Annotated in this window: 17 protein-coding genes and 1 pseudogene; 1 reads left to right on the top strand and 17 read right to left on the bottom strand. The window is 69.8% G+C overall.

Features of this window, described 5'->3' with window-relative positions; all coding sequences use genetic code 11:
- Positions 1-72 precede the first annotated feature (72 nt).
- A complete protein-coding gene (locus tag FA90_RS11695) occupies positions 73-1035 on the top strand; it encodes a hypothetical protein (RefSeq protein ID WP_036168882.1) in 963 nt (320 codons plus the stop codon).
- 15 nt (positions 1036-1050) lie between these two features.
- Here the strand turns inward: FA90_RS11695 and arsH are convergent, their stop codons facing one another.
- The 17 genes and pseudogenes from arsH to FA90_RS11610 form a co-directional block, all read right to left on the bottom strand.
- Positions 1051-1767, bottom strand: coding sequence for an arsenical resistance protein ArsH (gene arsH / locus FA90_RS11690; RefSeq protein WP_036168881.1), 717 nt, complete (start codon positions 1765-1767; stop codon positions 1051-1053).
- Positions 1768-1774: 7 nt separating this feature from the next.
- Positions 1775-3064: an arsenic transporter gene (locus FA90_RS11685; RefSeq protein WP_036168879.1), complete on the bottom strand. Its 1290-nt coding sequence runs from the start codon at positions 3062-3064 to the stop codon at positions 1775-1777.
- A complete protein-coding gene (locus FA90_RS11680) occupies positions 3058-3564 on the bottom strand; it encodes an arsenate reductase ArsC (RefSeq protein WP_036168877.1) in 507 nt (168 codons plus the stop codon). Before FA90_RS11680 ends, FA90_RS11685 begins: the two co-directional genes overlap by 7 nt.
- Before the next feature lies 1 nt (position 3565).
- A complete protein-coding gene (locus FA90_RS11675; RefSeq protein WP_036175365.1) occupies positions 3566-3919 on the bottom strand; it encodes a helix-turn-helix transcriptional regulator in 354 nt (117 codons plus the stop codon).
- A gap of 103 nt (positions 3920-4022) precedes the next feature.
- Positions 4023-4247: an oxidoreductase-like domain-containing protein gene (locus FA90_RS11670; protein ID WP_036175362.1), complete on the bottom strand. Its 225-nt coding sequence runs from the start codon at positions 4245-4247 to the stop codon at positions 4023-4025.
- Between the two features lie 25 nt (positions 4248-4272).
- The gene (locus FA90_RS26410; protein ID WP_156116676.1) at positions 4273-4464 is read right to left on the bottom strand and encodes a hypothetical protein; all 192 of its coding nucleotides are present in this window, start codon (positions 4462-4464) and stop codon (positions 4273-4275) included.
- A 469-nt stretch (positions 4465-4933) separates the two neighbouring features.
- Entirely contained in the window at positions 4934-5638 is a 705-nt protein-coding gene (locus tag FA90_RS11660; protein WP_036168872.1) for a response regulator, read from the bottom strand.
- The gene (locus tag FA90_RS11655) at positions 5635-6567 is read right to left on the bottom strand and encodes an ATP-binding protein (protein WP_156116675.1); all 933 of its coding nucleotides are present in this window, start codon (positions 6565-6567) and stop codon (positions 5635-5637) included. The genes FA90_RS11660 and FA90_RS11655 overlap by 4 nt, the downstream gene beginning before the upstream one ends.
- Before the next feature lie 62 nt (positions 6568-6629).
- Positions 6630-7175 (bottom strand): hypothetical protein, encoded by a 546-nt coding sequence (locus tag FA90_RS11650; protein WP_036168870.1) that lies wholly within the window; start codon positions 7173-7175, stop codon positions 6630-6632.
- 64 nt (positions 7176-7239) lie between these two features.
- Complete coding sequence (locus FA90_RS11645) at positions 7240-8652, bottom strand: chemotaxis protein CheW (RefSeq protein ID WP_036168869.1); 1413 nt, start codon at positions 8650-8652, stop codon at positions 7240-7242.
- Positions 8653-8655: 3 nt separating this feature from the next.
- The gene (locus FA90_RS11640; protein WP_051971723.1) at positions 8656-10749 is read right to left on the bottom strand and encodes a PAS domain-containing methyl-accepting chemotaxis protein; all 2094 of its coding nucleotides are present in this window, start codon (positions 10747-10749) and stop codon (positions 8656-8658) included.
- 489 nt (positions 10750-11238) lie between these two features.
- A pseudogene (locus FA90_RS11635) lies at positions 11239-11664 on the bottom strand (VOC family protein); the annotation flags it as partial.
- A gap of 45 nt (positions 11665-11709) precedes the next feature.
- Positions 11710-13071, bottom strand: a complete 1362-nt coding sequence (locus FA90_RS11630; protein WP_036168867.1) for a sulfite reductase subunit alpha — start codon at positions 13069-13071, stop codon at positions 11710-11712.
- A gap of 7 nt (positions 13072-13078) precedes the next feature.
- Complete coding sequence (locus tag FA90_RS11625; protein WP_036168865.1) at positions 13079-14116, bottom strand: FAD:protein FMN transferase; 1038 nt, start codon at positions 14114-14116, stop codon at positions 13079-13081.
- Positions 14117-14139: 23 nt separating this feature from the next.
- Complete coding sequence (locus FA90_RS11620; protein WP_239700688.1) at positions 14140-14970, bottom strand: DUF4198 domain-containing protein; 831 nt, start codon at positions 14968-14970, stop codon at positions 14140-14142.
- A gap of 21 nt (positions 14971-14991) precedes the next feature.
- Positions 14992-15504: a DUF2271 domain-containing protein gene (locus FA90_RS11615; RefSeq protein ID WP_036168863.1), complete on the bottom strand. Its 513-nt coding sequence runs from the start codon at positions 15502-15504 to the stop codon at positions 14992-14994.
- Positions 15505-15536: 32 nt separating this feature from the next.
- A complete protein-coding gene (locus FA90_RS11610; RefSeq protein ID WP_081933799.1) occupies positions 15537-16220 on the bottom strand; it encodes a PepSY-associated TM helix domain-containing protein in 684 nt (227 codons plus the stop codon).
- Positions 16221-16620 lie beyond the last annotated feature (400 nt).

Here is a 16620-nt window from a genome sequence, read left to right as displayed (position 1 = left end):
AGATAATGCTCGCGGGCGACTGATGTCCAGAAAACTTGGAATAATCGCGGTGTTTTCATTAACAATCCGACCATGCGCATCCTTCCTTCAGCCCTCTTGCTGTGCGCTGTCTGCGCGGCCGCCCGAGCGCAGGACGTATCGCTGCTGGGCGGCGCGCTGCGGGTCGACAAGGGCGCCAACGAGACCACCTTCGCCGTCGACGTCGGCTACACCCACCGCATCAACCGCTACCTCGCCGTCAGCGCCGACTACGTCAACGAAGGCCATCCGCCGTTGCACCACCGCGACGGCCTGGGCGCGCAGGTGTGGCTGCACACACCGGTGCCGGAGCAGGGCTGGTCGGCCGGCGCCGCGTTCGGGCCCTATTATTATTTCGACACCACCACCGGCAACGGCTCGCTGGTCGACTACCGCAACGACCACGGCTGGGGCCAGCTGATGAGCGTGAATGCGGTCTACCACCTGCATTCGCGCGCCTACCTCGAAGCGCGCCTGTCGCACACGCACGGCATCACGGCGCACGACAGCACGATGCTGCTGGTCGGCGCCGGCGTCGAACTGGGCCCGGTCGGGCGCGCGGCGCGGCTCGAGAACGCCGGGCCGGGCGACAACCTGATCATGCCGCTGATCGGGCGCTCGATCGTCAACAGCTTCAAGTCGGAAGAGGCGACCTCGTATGGCCTGGAATACCGCCGCACCGTCACCCCGAACCTGGAGTGGAGCGTGATCCTGATGAACGAGGGCCGGGTCGGCGTGGCCGCGCGCAAGGGCGTGTCGAGCCAGTTCTGGCTGCTGCGCCCGTTCACCGAACGCAGCATGCTGGAGCTGGGCCTGGGCGCCTACGCCATGCGCGACCAGCTCGATCGCGACGATCCCAACGGCCGGCGCGAGAACCACGTGGCGCCGATCGCCTCGATCGGCATGCGCTGGCGCCTGACCGACACCGTGCGCACCCAGATCAGCTGGAGCCGCGTGATCACCAGCTACGAGCGCGACTCGGACGTGTTCCTGCTCGGCGCCGGGCTGGCGTTCTAGGCCGCGGCGGGTGTCCTACAGTTTGCCGATCTGGCGGTCGATGGCCTGGCGCGCGCGTTCGCTGCGTTCGCTGTAGCGGTCGTTCAGGTAGTCGCTGCGGCCACGCAAAAGCAAGGTGAACTTGAACAATTCTTCCATCACGTCGACCACGCGGTCGTAGTAGGCGGAGGGGCGCATGCGGCCGTCGTCGTCGAACTCCTTGTAGGCCATCGGCACCGAGGATTGGTTCGGGATCGTGAACATGCGCATCCAGCGGCCCAGCAGGCGCAGCGTGTTGACCACGTTGAAGGATTGCGAGCCGCCGCACACCTGCATCACCGCCAGCGCGCGGCCCTGGCTCGGCCGGATCGCGCCCTGTTCGAGCGGGATCCAGTCGATCTGGTTCTTCATCACGGCCGTCACCGCGCCATGGCGCTCGGGACTGCACCACACCTGGCCTTCCGACCACAGGCACAGTTCGCGCAGCTCGACCACTTTCGGGTGGGTCTCGGGCACGCTGCCGGCCATCGGCAGTTCCATCGGGTCGAAGATCTTCACCTCGGCGCCGAAGTGCTCGAGGATGCGCGCCGCCTCGTACGTCAGGAAGCGGCTGAACGAGCGCTCGCGCAGCGAGCCGTAGAGCAGCAGGATGCGCGGCGGATGGTCGAAACCGGCGGCCGGTTCGAGCTTGCCGGCGCTCGGCAGGTCGAGCCGGGCCGGGTCGATGTTGGGGAGGTCGGGGAGCTTGTTCATGGCTTGATCAGGAAAGGCGCAGCGCCAGCGCGGCCAGCGTGACGAGCAGGATTGGCAGGGTGAGCACGACCCCGGTACGGAAGTAGGCGCTCCACGCAATGCGGATGCCCTTGCCGTCCAGGACGTGCAGCCAGAGCAGCGTGGCAAGGCTGCCGATCGGCGTGATCTTGGGACCGAGGTCGCAGCCGATCACGTTGGCGTAAACCATGGCATCGCGCAGCGCGCCGCCGCCGTGCGCCGCCTGGGTGGCGTCGATCGACAGCGCGCCCACCAGCACGGTCGGCATGTTGTTCATGAGCGAGGACAGCAAGGCGCTCGCGAAGCCGGTGCCCAGCGCGGCGCCCCACACGCCGTGTTCGGCGAAACGCGCCAGCAGGGCGCTCAGGTGATCGGTGAGGCCGGCGTTGCGCAGCCCGTAGACCACCAGGTACATGCCGAGCGAGAACGCCACCACCTGCCATGGCGCGCCCGCGAGCACGGCGCGCGTCGAAATCACGTGGCCGCGCGCCGCGACCGCCAGCAGGACGCAGGCGCCGGCGGCAGCCACGGCGCTGATCGGCACGCCGGCATCGTCGAGCCAGAAAAAGCCCGCCAGCAGCAGGGCCAGCACCCACCAGCCGGCCGTGAAGGTGGCGCGGTCGCGGATCGCCTCGCGCGCCGGCTTGAGCTGGGCCAGGTCGTAGGCCGCCGGGATGTCGCGCCCGAAGAACAGCAGCAGCGCCGCCAGCGTGGCCGCCACCGCCGCCGCGTCGACCGGCAGCATCACCGCGGCATGGCGTGCGAAACCGATGCCGAAATAATCGCTGGAGACGATGTTGACCAGGTTCGACACCACCAGCGGCAGGCTGGCGGTGTCGGCGATGAAGCCGGCCGCCATCGCGAAGGCCAGCGTGGCGCGCGGCGGGAAGCGCAGCGCGGCCAGCATGGCGATGACGATCGGCGTCAGGATCAGCGCCGCGCCGTCGTTGGCGAACAGCGCCGACACCGCCGCGCCCAGCAGCACCAGCAGCACGAACAGGCGCCGCCCCGAGCCGCCGCCCCAGCGCGCCACGTGCAGCGCCGCCCATTCGAAGAAGCCGGCGCCCTCTAACAGCAGGCTGATGACGATCACCGCGATGAAGGCGCCGGTCGCATTCCAGACGATGTGCCAGACCGCCGGGATGTCGCTCACGTGGATGGCGCCGGCCAGCAGGGCCGCGACGGCGCCGCCGGCCGCGCTCCAGCCGATGCCCAGGCCGCGCGGCTGCCAGATCACCAGCGCCAGCGTGGCCAGGAAGATCAGCGACGCGGTCAGCACGCTGCGCCGCTCGGATCGATGCGGCCGATGCGCTCCAGCTCGGCCTGCAAGCGCGCGCGCTCCTGCGCCAGCGCATCCAGCGGCAGCGCGAGGAAGGCTTCGATGCGCGCGTGCAGGATCGCATAGGCGCGCGCGAAGGCGTGCTCGATCTCGGTCTCGCTGCCGGTTACGTGGCTGGGGTCGTCGACACCCCAGTGGCCGCGCAGCACCGGGCCGAGGTAGGCCGGGCAGGTTTCGCCGGCGGCGCTGGCGCACACCGTGATCACGACGTCGGGCGTGACCGGCAGCGCGTTCCAGGATTTGCTGAAGTAGCCATCGGTGGCGATGCCTTCGCGCGCCAGCAGGGCGAGCGCGCGTTCGTTCAGCTTGCCGGCGGGCTGGCTGCCGGCGCTCAGCGCGCGCCAGTGCCGGTGCGCGCTGGTCTGGACCAGGTGGTTGAAGAGCGCCTCGGCGATCAGCGAGCGGCAGGAATTGCCGGTGCAAAGGAACAGGATGTGCATGTCAGGTCCCGGTGTGCGGCGCGGCTGCGCAAACGGCGCCGGGTGCGCAGGCCGTCACGCCGGTGCAGGGCGCGCCGCCGCAGCAGTTTTCGGTCAGGAAGCCGAGCAGCGCGTCGATGGTGTCGAACTTGGCCGCGTAGATCACGAAGCGGCCCTCCTGGCGCGGCACGACCAGCCCGGCGTGGGTCAGCTCCTTCAGGTGGAAGGACAGCGACGACGGCGCCAGGCCGAGCGCCTCGGCGATCTTGCTGGCGGCCAGTCCGGCGGGGCCGGCCTGCACCAGCAGGCGGAAGGCGGCCAGGCGCGATTCCTGCGCAAGGGCCGCGAGGGCGGAGATGGCGGCTGGGCTGTCCATGGCGTTCGGCATCCTGGATATTTCGACATTTCAAATATAATCGAAATATCGGTCCGATGGCAAGGCCAGCCGCCCGTGCGGCGGTACCGTGAACGGCAAGGGATCAGGCAGCGGCGGGCGGGACGGGCGTGGACGGTGCGGGATGGCGCGCCTCCCACGCCGCCAGCGCGCGCTCGTGGTTCCCGAGCGCCATCTGGTAGGTGTCGAATACGCAGATCGTGCAGCCGGTGCCGCAGCAATCCTCGAGCGCCGGTTCTTTCGGCGCCAGCGGGCGCGGGTCGTCCTCCAGCGTGGACGAGGGCGAAGGGGATGGGACAGCGGCGGACATGCGGGCCAGCATACCCGCCCGGGCCTCAATCGTCCAGATCGTAGCGCTGCATGACGAAGCGCATGCGGCCGTCCTGGCGCTCGCACAGGCCGCTCATGGTTTCATGCCTGCGCAGCGTCCAGGTCAGGGGGCTGCCGGGTGCTTTCGACGCGCAGGCGGCGTGGGCCTCGGACGGGACCGCGGGCAGCCTCGGCGCCGGCGGCGGGGGCGGCGGCAAGCGCGGCGCCCCCGCCGCGGCCAGCGGAGGAGCGGGCGGTATCGATCCGTCCGACGGCGCGGGCGCGACGGGCGGAACCGGTGCTGGCGGCATCGCTGCGTCATCCGGCAGTCCGGGCGCCGGGGCGGCGCCGGCGGGGCGGGTGGGGCAGGCGGCGCGGGCGCGTGCGGTGGCGCGGGCACTGCCGGCAGTGCCGGCAGTGCCCGCGGCGCGCCGATCGATGGCGGCGCCGGCGGCGGCGCTTCGCACTGGCCGCCGCGGTCGGTCTTGCAATGGATGCTGACGTGCTCGTCGGCGCCGGCCTGGCCGGGCAAGGCGCTGCACAGGGCCAGCAGCGCGGCCGGCAGCAGGGACATCGGTTTCATGGGCATTCTCCTCGGTGTTTGCGCGCGCGGTGCGGCAGACATGCTTCGCATCCTGCGCGGCGAATGTGGAGAGAACATGTAGATGCGCGCCGGCGCAGCGGCCGCTACAGGTCGAAGCGGTACCCGAGCCCGTAGATCGAATGGATCGCCTCGACGCCGGGCATCGCGGCGTCCAGCTTGCGCCGCAGGTTCTTGACGTGGCTGTCGATGGCGCGGTCGGTGACGTCCAGGCCGGCGCTGCCCTCGCGCGCCAGGTCGAGCAGCTGGGCGCGCGAAAACACCTGGCCGGGACGGCGCGCCAGCGCGGCCAGGATGCCGTACTCGGTCGGCGTCAGCTCGAGCGGGCGGCCATGGATGGCGATGCGGCGCGCGGCCGCGTCGATCGCCAGCGCCGGCGCTGCGGGCTCCTGCTTGCGCCCGCGCGCGCTGCGGCGCAGGATCGCCTTGATGCGCGCCATCAGCTCGCGTGGGCTGAAGGGCTTGCACAGGTAATCGTCGGCGCCGGCTTCCAGGCCGAGCAGGCGGTCGATCTCCTCCACACGCGCGGTCACCATCACCACCGGCACGTCGGCACTGGCGGGGTCGGCGCGCAGCGCGCGGCACAGCGCCAGGCCGTCCAGGCCAGGGAGCATCAGGTCGAGCACCACCAGGTCAGGCAGGCGCGCGCGCAGGGCGGCCAGGGCGCGCGCGCCGTCGTGATGAACGGCCGGTGCGTAGCCGGCCGCGCGCGCGTAGTCGGCGACCAGCGCCGCCAGCTCGGGCTCGTCCTCGACGATGGCGATCTCGATCGGGGTGCTGTCCAGGTTCATGCGTTCTCCGTCAAAGGCATGCGCACGATGGCGGCCAGGCCGCCCAGCGCCGAAGGTTCGAAAGCCAGCGTCGCGTCTTGCGCTTCGAGCAGGCGCCGGCACAGCGCCAGCCCGAGTCCGGCCCCGCCGTGCGCCCGGCTGCGCGAGGGGTCGACGCGGTAAAAGCGTTCGCCCAGGCGCGCCAGTGCGGCGTCGGGCATGCCGGGCGCGCTGTCCTCGATGCGCAGCTCGAGGTCGTGGCCTTGCACGCGCGCCTGCAGGCGTACGCGCCCGCCAGCGTGCGTGTAGCGCAGGCTGTTCTCGAGCAGGTTGTCGAGCACCTGGCGCATGCGGTCGGCGTCGGCTTTCACAACGGACGCCGGCGGCGCCAGCCCGAGTTCGAGCGTGAGCCCGGCCGCTTGCAGGCGCGCTTCGAACCCGTCCGACTGGGCGCGCGCCAGCGCCCACAGGTCGAGCTCGAGCAGTTTGCAGTCGAGGGCGCCGACGTCGGCGCGCGCCAGCGCGTACAGCTCGTCGATCAGCTTGTTCAGCGCCAGCACCTGGGCCAGCATCGCGTCGAGCGTGTCCGGCGTCGCGCCGCGCACGCCGTCCTGCACCGCTTCCAGCTGGGCGCGCAGCACCGCCAGCGGGGTGCGCAGCTCGTGCGAGGTGTCGGCCACCCACTGGCGCCGGGTAGCTTCTGCGCCGGCCAGATGCCGCGCCAGCGTGTTGAAGTGGCGCGCCAGGTCGCCCAGCTCGTCGCTGCGCGCGGCCGCCAGCTGCACCTCGAAGTCGCCGGAGGAGAGCTGGCGCGCGCCCTGTTCGAGCGCCAGGATCGGACGCCGGAAGTGGCGCGCCAGCAGCGTCGCCGCGAGCGCGCTCAGCGCCACCGCGCCGAGGGCGATCAGCCACAGGCTGCTGCGCAGCTGTTCGAGGAAGGCGTAGGCCATGGCGTCGCTCGGGCGGCTGCCGCGCGCCACGCCCAGCCAGCCGACCGTGCGCCCGTCCAGCGTCAGCGCGCGGCGCGCCAGCGCCTGGCCGCGCGGGTCGCGTCCGGCCAGGTAGCGGCCGGCGCCGTCGAACAGGGTGATGCGCTGCTCGAGCGGCAGTTCGAGTGCGGGCGCGCCGATACCGATGGGGGGCGGCGGAACCGGAGCGGCGCCGGCATGCGCTGCGAGCGGCGGCGCGAGCGGGGCCGGTGGGCCGGCGGCGCGGGCAAGGCGGGAGGGACGGGCGGCGCCGGCGGCGCGGCGCCGCCTGGCGCATGCGGGGCCGCCAGGCCGGCGCGCTGCGCGCGCGCCTGCTGCAGTTCGTCCAGCTCGCGTGCGATCCAGTCGCCGCGCGCATTGGACTGGATGAAGTCCCAGCCGCCGCGGCTGCGGTAGCGGCGCAGCAGGTCGGACGAGAGCTCGTCCAGGCGGTCCAGCTCGATGCCGACCGCGTACTCGCCGAAGCTGGCCAGCACGTTCTGGCGCAGCAGGAACACGGCGCCGGCCGCCACCGCGAGGATGGCGAGCAGGACGGAGGCGAACAGGCGGTGGCCGATCGAGATTTTCAAGGCGTGGCGGATGGGTGACGCTGTGCGCGGACCCGGCCCATTCTAGACCAGCGCGCGGCGCCGGTCACCCGGCTGCTGACGGCGCGGCCAGGTCGGCGATGCGGTAGCTGGCCTGCGCCGCGCCTTCATTGGCGGTGATGAACTCGATGTTCTTGCCGATCCGGTACACCTGCCCGCCTCCCGGCGGGATCAGGATGTGCACGCGCGCCACCGCGCAGGCATGCAGGCCGTCCGCGCCACGCACCAGCAGCAGGTGAGGCGCCGGCTGCTGCGCCTGCGCCGGCGCGCGCAGCTCGCGCAGCGGGATCGCCCGGCCTTCCCAGTTCATGCAGGCTGCGCCGTCCGCGTCCTTCAGCGCGGCCGCCGCTTCGTGCGGCCCGAGAATGCGCTCGACCGCGTCGATCGCGACCGCGGCCAGGCCATCGGCCTCGTAGACGATGTAGGCGCAGGCGTTGCCGGCGCCGTGCGCCGCAGAATCGCCCCGCGCGCCGTGGCCGGCGCCGTGCGCGCGCTCTGGCGCACCGTCGCCGCTGATCGCGGCTTCGGGAAAGCGCGCGAACAGGGCGGCGTCGTCGAGCAGCTGGACCGGCACGCCGTCGCGGTCGTAGGTGCTCGCGACCACGCTGCCGGCGGCCGACAGGCCGGCGTCGGCGAAGCTGTCCAGGCGCAGCGCCGCGCGCACCGGCAGGCCCAGGGCCAGGCCGTCGCGCTCGATGACCGCCAGCAGCGGCGCGGCTTCGTCGCGGGTTTCGTCGATGGCTTGCGCCAGCAGCGCGCCAGGCGGCAGGATCGCAAGATGGCGGCCGCGCCAGCTGCACCAGGCGCTGTCGATGCCGCCGCCGAAGCGGGCCAAAGCCGGCATCGGAATCACTTCGGTCAAGGCTTCGGCCGGCACCGCCAGCTGCTGCGCGCCCACTTGCAGCAGCGCGTACAGGCGCGTGGCGGCATCTGCGTGTGCACCCGCGGCCTCGTTCGAAGCGGCGTGGGCAGCGCCGGCGGCCGCGTCGTCGCTCCACGCCGCCGCCAGGCGCGCCAGGCGGGCGGTGTCGAGCAGGCTCAGGACCTGGCCGCCCTCGGGCGTGCGCGCGGCGCTGTGGAAGACTTCCTCGGGATCGTCGTCGTGGTGCAGGCGCGTCACGTCCTCCGGCTGCAGGTCGATCAGGCCGTTGATGGCGTCGACCTTCAGGCCGACCGTGCGCCCCGCCTCGTGCAGCACCAGCACGCGCGCGCCCGCGCGGATGCCCGCGCCGGCGCCGGTGTGCTCGACCGCTCCCACGTCGACCCAGCGCGCCAGGTCGACCACCGGCACCAGCCGGCCGTGATGCTCGACGACGCCGGCCAGCGCGCCGCGCCGGCGCGGCAATCGATCGGGCGCCGCCGGCAAGGGGATGGCTTCGACCACCGCTTCGACCGGCACGCCCAGGCGCAGCGCGCCGATGCCGAATTCGGCCAGGCACAAGGCATTCGATACCGCCATCGCTCAGGACTCCCTGGCGATTCTTTCCAGCTCGGTCAGCAGCGCCGAGGCGTTGCGCGTGGCGCTGGCCTGGGCCGTGGTCGAGGCGTGGATCTGTTCGATCGATTCGCCGGACTTGCCGACCGAGCCGACGATGCGCCCGAACGCTTCCTCGACTTCGCCGGCCAGGCGCGTGCCTTCGCCGACGCGGTTGACGGTCTCGCTGATCAGCTTGTCGATCTCGCGCGCCGCCAGCGCCGACTTCTCGGCCAGCTTGCGCACTTCGTTGGCGACCACCGAGAAACCCTTGCCGTGTTCGCCGGCGCGCGCCGCCTCGATCGCCGCGTTGAAGGCCAGCAGGTGGGTCTGGCCGGCGATCTCGCTGATGGTGTCGATGATGTCGTGCACACTGCTCGAGGCTTGCTGGATCGCTTCGATCGACTGGCGCGAGCGGCCCAGCAGCTTGCTGCCGGCGGCGGCGTCGGCCTGGGTCTGGCCGGCCAGGCCGGCCGACTGCTGCGAACTCTGGGCGATCATGGCGATCGACTCGGTCAGTTCGGCCAGCACGCCGGAAATCGCGCTGACCTTGGCGCTGACCAGCTCTTCGCGGTGCACCTGCTCGGTCACGTCCATCGCGAATTTCACGACCTTGTACGGCTTGCCGTCGACGTCGAGGATCGGATTGTAGGTCGCCAGGATCCAGATGTCGGCGTCGTGCTTGCCGCGGCGCTTGAAGCGGCCGGTCTGGAACTGGCCCTGCGCCAGGTTGGCCCAGAAGTGGCGGTAGGCCGCGCTTTTCACCAGCTCGCTCTCGCAGAACATGCTGTGGTGCTGGCCTTCGAGCTCGTCCAGCGTGTAGCCCATGGTGCGCAGGAAGTTGTCGTTCGCGGTAAGCACATTGCCGCGCAGGTCGAATTCGATCACGGCTTGCGAGCGCCCGATCGAATCGAGCTTGCCCTTGATCTCGGCATCCTGGCGCTTGCGCTGGGTAATGTCGGTGGCGAACTTGACGATCTTGACCGGCTTGCCCTCGACGTCGAAGATCGGGTTGTACGAGGCCAGCAGCCAGATCTCTTTGCCCGACTTGGTCACGCGGCGGTATTCGCCGGCGTTGAATTCGCCGCGCCCGAGGCGCTCCCAGAACGCCAGGTACTCCGGCGAACCGGCCAGCGACGGATCGCAGAACAGGCGGTGGTGCTGGCCGCGGATGTCGTCGAGCGAGTAGCCCATGGCGTCGAGGAAGTTGGCGTTCGCCTGCAGTACACGCCCGTGCAGGTCGAACTCGATCACCGCCTGCGAGCGGTCGATGGCGGCCATCTTGCCTTCGAAGTCGGCGTTGCGCTGGGTTTGCGCGGTGACGTCGGTGGCGTACTTGATCACCTTGACCGGCTTGCCGTCCGGGCCCAGCACCGGGTTGTACGAAGCGTGGATCCAGACTTCGCGTCCGCTCTTGTGGCGCCGCTTGAACTGGCCTGCGTGGACCTGGCCGCCGGCCAGGTGCTCCCAGAAGGTGATGTATTCCATGCTCGCCGCGTAGGCGGCGTCGCAGAACATGCGGTGATGGCGGCCGCGGATTTCCTCCAGCGTGTAGCCGAGCGTCTCGAGGAAGTGCTCGTTGGCGTGGATGACGTGGCCCTCGAGGTCGAATTCGATCACGGCCTGGACGCGCTGGATGGCGTCGATCTTGGCCGCGTTCTCGGCCTGCATCTGCTTGGAGACCGTGATGTCGGTCGCGAACTTGATCACCTTGACCGGCTTGCCCTCGCCGTCGAACACCGGGTTGTAGGACGCCTGCAGCCACACCGGCGTGCCCTTGCTCGACAGGCGCATGTATTCGCCGGTGCTCGGATGGCCGCTGGTCAGCGCTTCCCAGAATTCGGTGTAGGCGTAGGAATGCGTGAAAGCATCGGTGCAGAACATGCGGTGATGCTTGCCGACCACCTCGGGCAGCGCATAGCCCATCGCGTCCAGGAAGTTCTGGTTGGCGTGCAGGACGTGGCCATCCATGTCGAATTCGACCACCGCCTGGGTGCGGTGGATGGCGTCGAGTGCGGCGCGCGCGAGGTCAACGCGGATATCGATCGTCGGCGAAAGCGGGGCGGAGGCGGAAGTGAGCATTCGGTTTGGATAGGTTAACAAGTATTGGCTGTTTGTCATCTCAGCGAAGAGACCATTTTATAAAATTTCCAATAGGAAATCATATTGTATTTTTGTATCGCGGTCACCGATTTCATCAATTCCGACGAATCCGTGGCGGGGATGCGACGCATTGGGGCGCAGGCTTGGCTTCCAGGATTGAGACACAGAGCACCCGCCGGGTGAGCAAAGTATGTCGGCTAGGGATATGGAGAATTTTTTCTTGTGTAAGCGTGCTCCTACAGAACAAATTATGTAATTACAACGCAGTTGACAGTCAATGTGAACTGACGTGCCTGCTCTGGAAACCCGCTCCAGTCGGATGATTATTCAATACCAAGGCACGGCGCTGCGGCAGAACTCCGCGCCAAGGGGGCGCCAAAACAGTGAAGCTCGGTAGTCGAATTCCCAATTTGCAAAGTGCAGAATTTAACGGAAGTGATGGATTGTGTAGGTATGATCCTACGCGGGTTAACGTTCGAACGCGCCGCGACGGGCTGCTTCAATGGCCGCGATGTCGATTTTCGCCATTTCCATCATGGCTTCGAAAGCCCGTTTGGCAGCGGCCGGATCGGGGTCGGAAATGGCCGCGATCAGCGCGCGTGGGGTGATCTGCCAGGACAGGCCCCAGCGGTCCTTGCACCAGCCGCAGGCGCTTTCCTGGCCGCCGTTGTCGACGATGGCGTGCCACAGGCGATCGGTTTCTTCCTGGTCGTCGGTCGCGATCTGGGAGGAAAACGCATCGCTGTGGCGGCAGGCCGGGCCGCCGTTCATGCCGATGCAGGCAATGCCGGCGACGGTAAACGTCACCGCCAGCACGTCGCCCTGCTTGCCCGCCGGGTAGTCGCCCGGTGCGCGATGGACTGCGTGGACGGCGCTGTCGGGGAAGGCAGGCGCGCGTGCGCGGGACAGGCAAGCTGGACGCGCTGGCGGTCGACGGCCTCAGTACACGTCGCGGCGGTAGCGGCCTTGCGCGTCCAGTGCGTCGAGCCGCTCGTGACCGAGGATGTCCACGAGCGCCGCGTGCACGCCGCCGGCCATGCCCTGCAGGCTGCCGCAGACGTAGATGGCGGCCCCGCGCTCGATCCAGTCGCGCAGGGTGGCGGCCTGTTCGCGCAGCAGGTGCTGGACGTAGCGCCGTTCGTCGGGCGCCGCGCCGTCGCGCGAGAACGCCAGGTCCAGGCGCTGCAGGCTGCCTTGGGCGCGCCAGCCTTCGAGTTCGTCGCGCAGCAGGAAGTCGTGGGCGGCGTTGCGCTCGCCGAACAGCAGCCAGTTCTCGATCACGCCGCGTTCGATGCGCGCGCGGATCAGGCCGCGCAGGCCGGCCAGGCCGCTGCCGTTGCCGATCGCGATCAGCGGCCGCTCGGCATTCTCGCCCAGGCGGAAGCGCCCGTGCGCGCGCAGGCGCAGGCGTACGCGCGCGTGCGCGTCGGCGCCTGCGCACAGCCAGCCGGAAGCGGCGCCGGGCGTGCCGTCGGCGTGCCGCTGCAGGCGCACCAGCAGCTCGAGCCGGCCTTCCATCGGCGTGGAGGCGACCGAGTATTCGCGCGGGTGCTCGGGGTCGCCCGGCGCGCTGACCTGGGCCAGGTCGCCGGCCTCCCAGGCGGGCAGGGCGCCGTCGAGCGGGGCCAGCGCGATACGAAACAAGGGCGCGCCGGCGCTGCCGGGATTGAGCAGCGTGCGCTCGAGGATGCGCCATTCGCCGTAGCCGGGCGCTTCCCAGTCGGGAGAATCGAAGGTGCCGGCCAGGCGCGCGGCGTACTGCTGCCATGCGGCCAGCGCCGCGGGGTCGCCGCGGTCGACGTCGATGCGTTCGAACAGGCTTGTCGCGCCATGCTGCGCCAGCCAGGCGTCGAGCGCACGCCCGAAGCCGCAAAAGTTGGCATAGCTGCGGTCGCCCAGCGCCAGCACGGCGTAGTGCAGATGGCTCAGTTTTCGTGGATCGGCGCCGCCCGTCATCAAGGTGCCGGCAAAGCGCGCCGCGGCGTCGGGCGCGTCGCCTTCGCCGTAGGTCGAGACGACGAACAGTATGCGCGTCGCGTGCTCGAGGGCGGCGGCATCGAACGTGGACATGCCGACGGCGCGCGCGCGCAGGCCGCCGGTGGCGAGCAGGGCGGCGGTACGCTCGGCCAGGAATTCGGCGTTGCCGGTCTGGCTGGCGTGCACGACCAGCCAGTCGGCCGGCATGCTGTCGATGATCTCGGCGCGCAGACGGCGGCGCCAGGCGTCCAGGCACAGGGCCAGCCAGCCGGCGCTCAGCAGCGCGGCGCCGCCCAGGCGCAACGGGTCCAGGGTGAGGATCATTGCATCCTCATTGCAGCATCGCGCGCCAGGCCGGCGAGGCCGATTCGAGCAGGCCGCCGTCCGGCCGGCGCAGCAGGAAGCGCGCCGCCACGGCGCGCCGCTCGGCGAAGGCCATGCCGGCTTGGGGGCCGAGCACGGTGATCGCCGTGGACAGCGCATCGGCCTGCATGCAGGTGCTGGCCAGCACCGTGACCGAGGCCAGGCCATGGGCGACCGGCTGGCCGGTGCGCGGGTCGAGCGTGTGCGGCACGCGCCGCCGGGCTTGCTGGAAGTAGCGGCGGTAGTCGCCCGAGGTGGCGATCGCCAGGCCGTGCAGGGCCACCACCGGCTGCTCGCCGGCAGCGCCGTCGGCGTCCGGCACGCCTTCGACCTCGACCCACCACGGCTGGCCGTCGCCCTTGACGCCGGCGCCGCGCAGTTCGCCGCCGATCTCGACCAGGTAGTGGCGCACGCCGTGGCGTTCCAGGCACAGCGCCAGGCGGTCGACCGCATAGCCTTTCGCCACCGCGGACAAATCGAGCGTCACGCCGCCCGGCTGCAGCAGGCGCCGGTTGGCGCCGTCGAGCAGGGCGTGCGCGCATGCGCGCGTGCGGGCGCGGCGCGCGAGCAGGGCGGCGACCGAGGCCGCCGAGGGCGCATAGAAACCGGCCTGGTCATACCGTTTGTTGGCGCCTGCGCCCGGGCCGAAGCCCCACAGGTCGACGAGGTCGCCGGCCGCCGGATCGTAGGCGCCGCCGCTGTCGCGTGCGACCTGCAGCGCGTAATCGATCACTTCATGGAACTGCGGCGGCAGCGCATGCCAGCTGCCGGCCGGCGCCGTGTTGTAGCGCGAGAGCAGCGAGTCCGGCGCCCAGTGGCTCATCTGGGCATTGATTTCGTCCAGCTCGGCCTGCAATGCGGCGTCCAGGTCCGCATCCACGCCGGGCGGCAGCATGAGGCGCGCCGACCAGCGGGTGCCCATCGTGCTCCCGCCCAGCTGGGCCTGGCGGCTGCCGGCGGGCGCCAGGCCGGGGTCGATGTCGAGCGGGACGAGGACGGCGCGCATGCGATCGAGTAGCGGCGGCCGGCTTACTGCGGCAGCACTTCCAGCGTCGCCGAATAGGCGTAGCGCTTGCCTTCCGGCGGGCCGTGCGGGGTGTCGGCGGTCGGCACCGGATAGGCGGCGCTCAGCCAGTACTGGTTGGCCGGTGGCAGGGCGATGCTGGCTTCGCCCTTGGCGTCGGTGGCGAAGCGCACTTCGCCCAGCGTGCCGCGGTACTTGACGCCGCCCGGGATCATGGAAAACGGGAAGTTCGGCAGCGGCTGGCCGTTGAGCAGGAAGCGCACCCGCGCCTGTTCGCCGGCGCGCAGCTCGGTCGGGCTGGTCAAGGGCACCATCTCCAGGCCCGTGCCGGTGGCTTTCAGGGCGCCGGCGCTGGGCTGATTGAGGGTCACGAAGGTGTCCTGGCGCTGCATGGTGGTCACGCTGCGCACCTCGGTGGCGCCGGCCGGGATCTCGTTCTTCACGGTCTGCTCGGTGGCGCGGAAGCGCTTCATCTCGCCGTTCAATTTATAGCTGCCCATGACGCTGGTCGCGGCCAGGCTGATGCGGTAGGTGCCGTCCTTGGGCAGGCGGATGTCGACCGTCGAGCGGTGCTTGCCGAGCGTGGCGGCAGGGGCCGGCGCGGTGGCGCCGTCCGGGTCGGTCACCGTCAGGCCGTCCAGGCGCAGCGGCATGAAGTCGGCCTCGAACAGGCTTTCCGAGATCGCACCGTCGATGGTCACCCAGGCTTCGCGCCCGTTCTCGCTTTCGATCGTGCTGGTGTTCGGGATCATCCACTGGCGATGGGCCTGGGCGGCGCAGGCCGCCGCGGCCAGCGCGATGGCGATCGCGAACTGCTTCATGAACCTGGTCTGCATGACGGTCTCCTATTCAATGAATTACTGAATCGCCAGCGACACCGCGCCGACTTCTTCCTTGCCCGCAGCCTTGGCCTCGACCTTGCCCTTGGCCGGCAGCGTGAACGGCACGTGCACGACTTCGCGCCCGCCCGCCTCGCGCGCGACCTCGAGCACCAGCTTGTAATCGCCGGCCGGCAGCTTGTCGATGCCGTTGCGCGCCGCCGGGAAGCTCAAGGTCTGCATGCCGGCCGGGCGCGTCGCCCCGCTCACGCCATCCATCGGCAGGGTCATGTCGCGACCGGCCTTGCGCCACCAGGTGCGCAGATCCTTGACCCATTTGGCGCCGGCGTTGTCGCGCTTCTTGACGTCATACAGCACCGCCAGCGTCGACGCGACGCTCTGGTCCGGGCGCTCGATCCAGATCGCGACGTAGGGCTTGTGGTACTCGGCGACGTTCAGCTGCGGCAGGTCGAACTTCACGGTCAGGTCGGCGGCCATCGCCCAGCTCGATGCGAGCGGCAGGGTCAGGGCAAGCGAGTGGGTCAGTTTCATGGATGGCTTTCGGTAGTCGATGGTCGGAAGGGTCAGTGCACGAACAGCAGGGCCAGCACGATCGGCAGCACGATGCCGAAGCCGATCACCGGCCAGGTCGAGCGCCGGTTGGCGGCGTGGTATTTCAGGATCAGGAAACCGGTGATGCAAAACACCAGGCAGGCGCCGGCGAAGATGTCGATGAACCAGCTCCACACGGGCCCCGCGTTGCGGCCCTTGTGCATGTCGTTGAGCCAGGAGATCCAGCCACGGTCGGTCTTTTCGTATTCGGCCTTGCCGTCCACGCCGATGCGCAGCCAGGCGTCGCCGCCCGGACGCGGCAGGGCGACGTAGGCGTCTTCCTCGCTCCATTCGGCGCGCTTGCCGCGCACCTCGACCGGGAAGCAGTGTTCGGCCCAGTCGGCCAGCTCGGGCGGCAGCGGCAGGTTGGCGTCGGCGTGCGTGGCGGCGAATTCGGCCAGCTGGCGCTGCAGGCCGGCCGGCAGCTGCCCCTTGAGGCGGGTGACGGCCGGCCTGGCCTCGATCTGGGCGGCGTGGTTGAGCGTGAACCCGGTAATACTAAATAGCAGCATCGCCATCAGGCACATGGCCGAGCTGATCCAGTGCCACTGGTGCAGCTGGCGCAGCCAAAGCGCGCGCCGGGCGCCCGGCAGGGCGGGGACGGGCGTGGCGGCGTCGTTGGCGGCAGGTCGGGCCGTGGGCAGATGAGCATTCATTCGCAAATGATAACCATTATCATTTAGCGGGTCAACCGGAGTGGCAAGCGCTTCAACAATTTTCGTTACAAAAATGCTGATGGGAAATGTGCAAAAATGCCTCAGTAGCGCCCGCCCCTTTATGTGGGTTGCGTTACAATACGTTGCGCCAAAAACCAAGCAACGGAACACCTTGGTTTGCAAACGGCTTCAGGAACCGTAGCGAGCGGCGGCAGATTTGACCGAGACGCGCAGCTGTACTCGAGTACAGCGAGCATCGCAGGTCGAATCTGCAACGCGCAGTAGGTTCATGAAGCTGTTTAAGTCCTTCCCCCACAACTTGAGAGTAGTGCGATCCGCTAACCGGTCAGGCCGTGTCGCGGAAGGTTAGATTAACCCGCCCCAATTTCGCGAAACGCGG

It is taken from the genome of Massilia sp. 9096, assembly GCF_000745265.1.
Lineage (GTDB): Bacteria > Pseudomonadota > Gammaproteobacteria > Burkholderiales > Burkholderiaceae_D > Telluria.
Note: the sequence above shows the minus strand (reverse complement) of the source record. Positions and strands in the feature narration are given on the sequence as shown.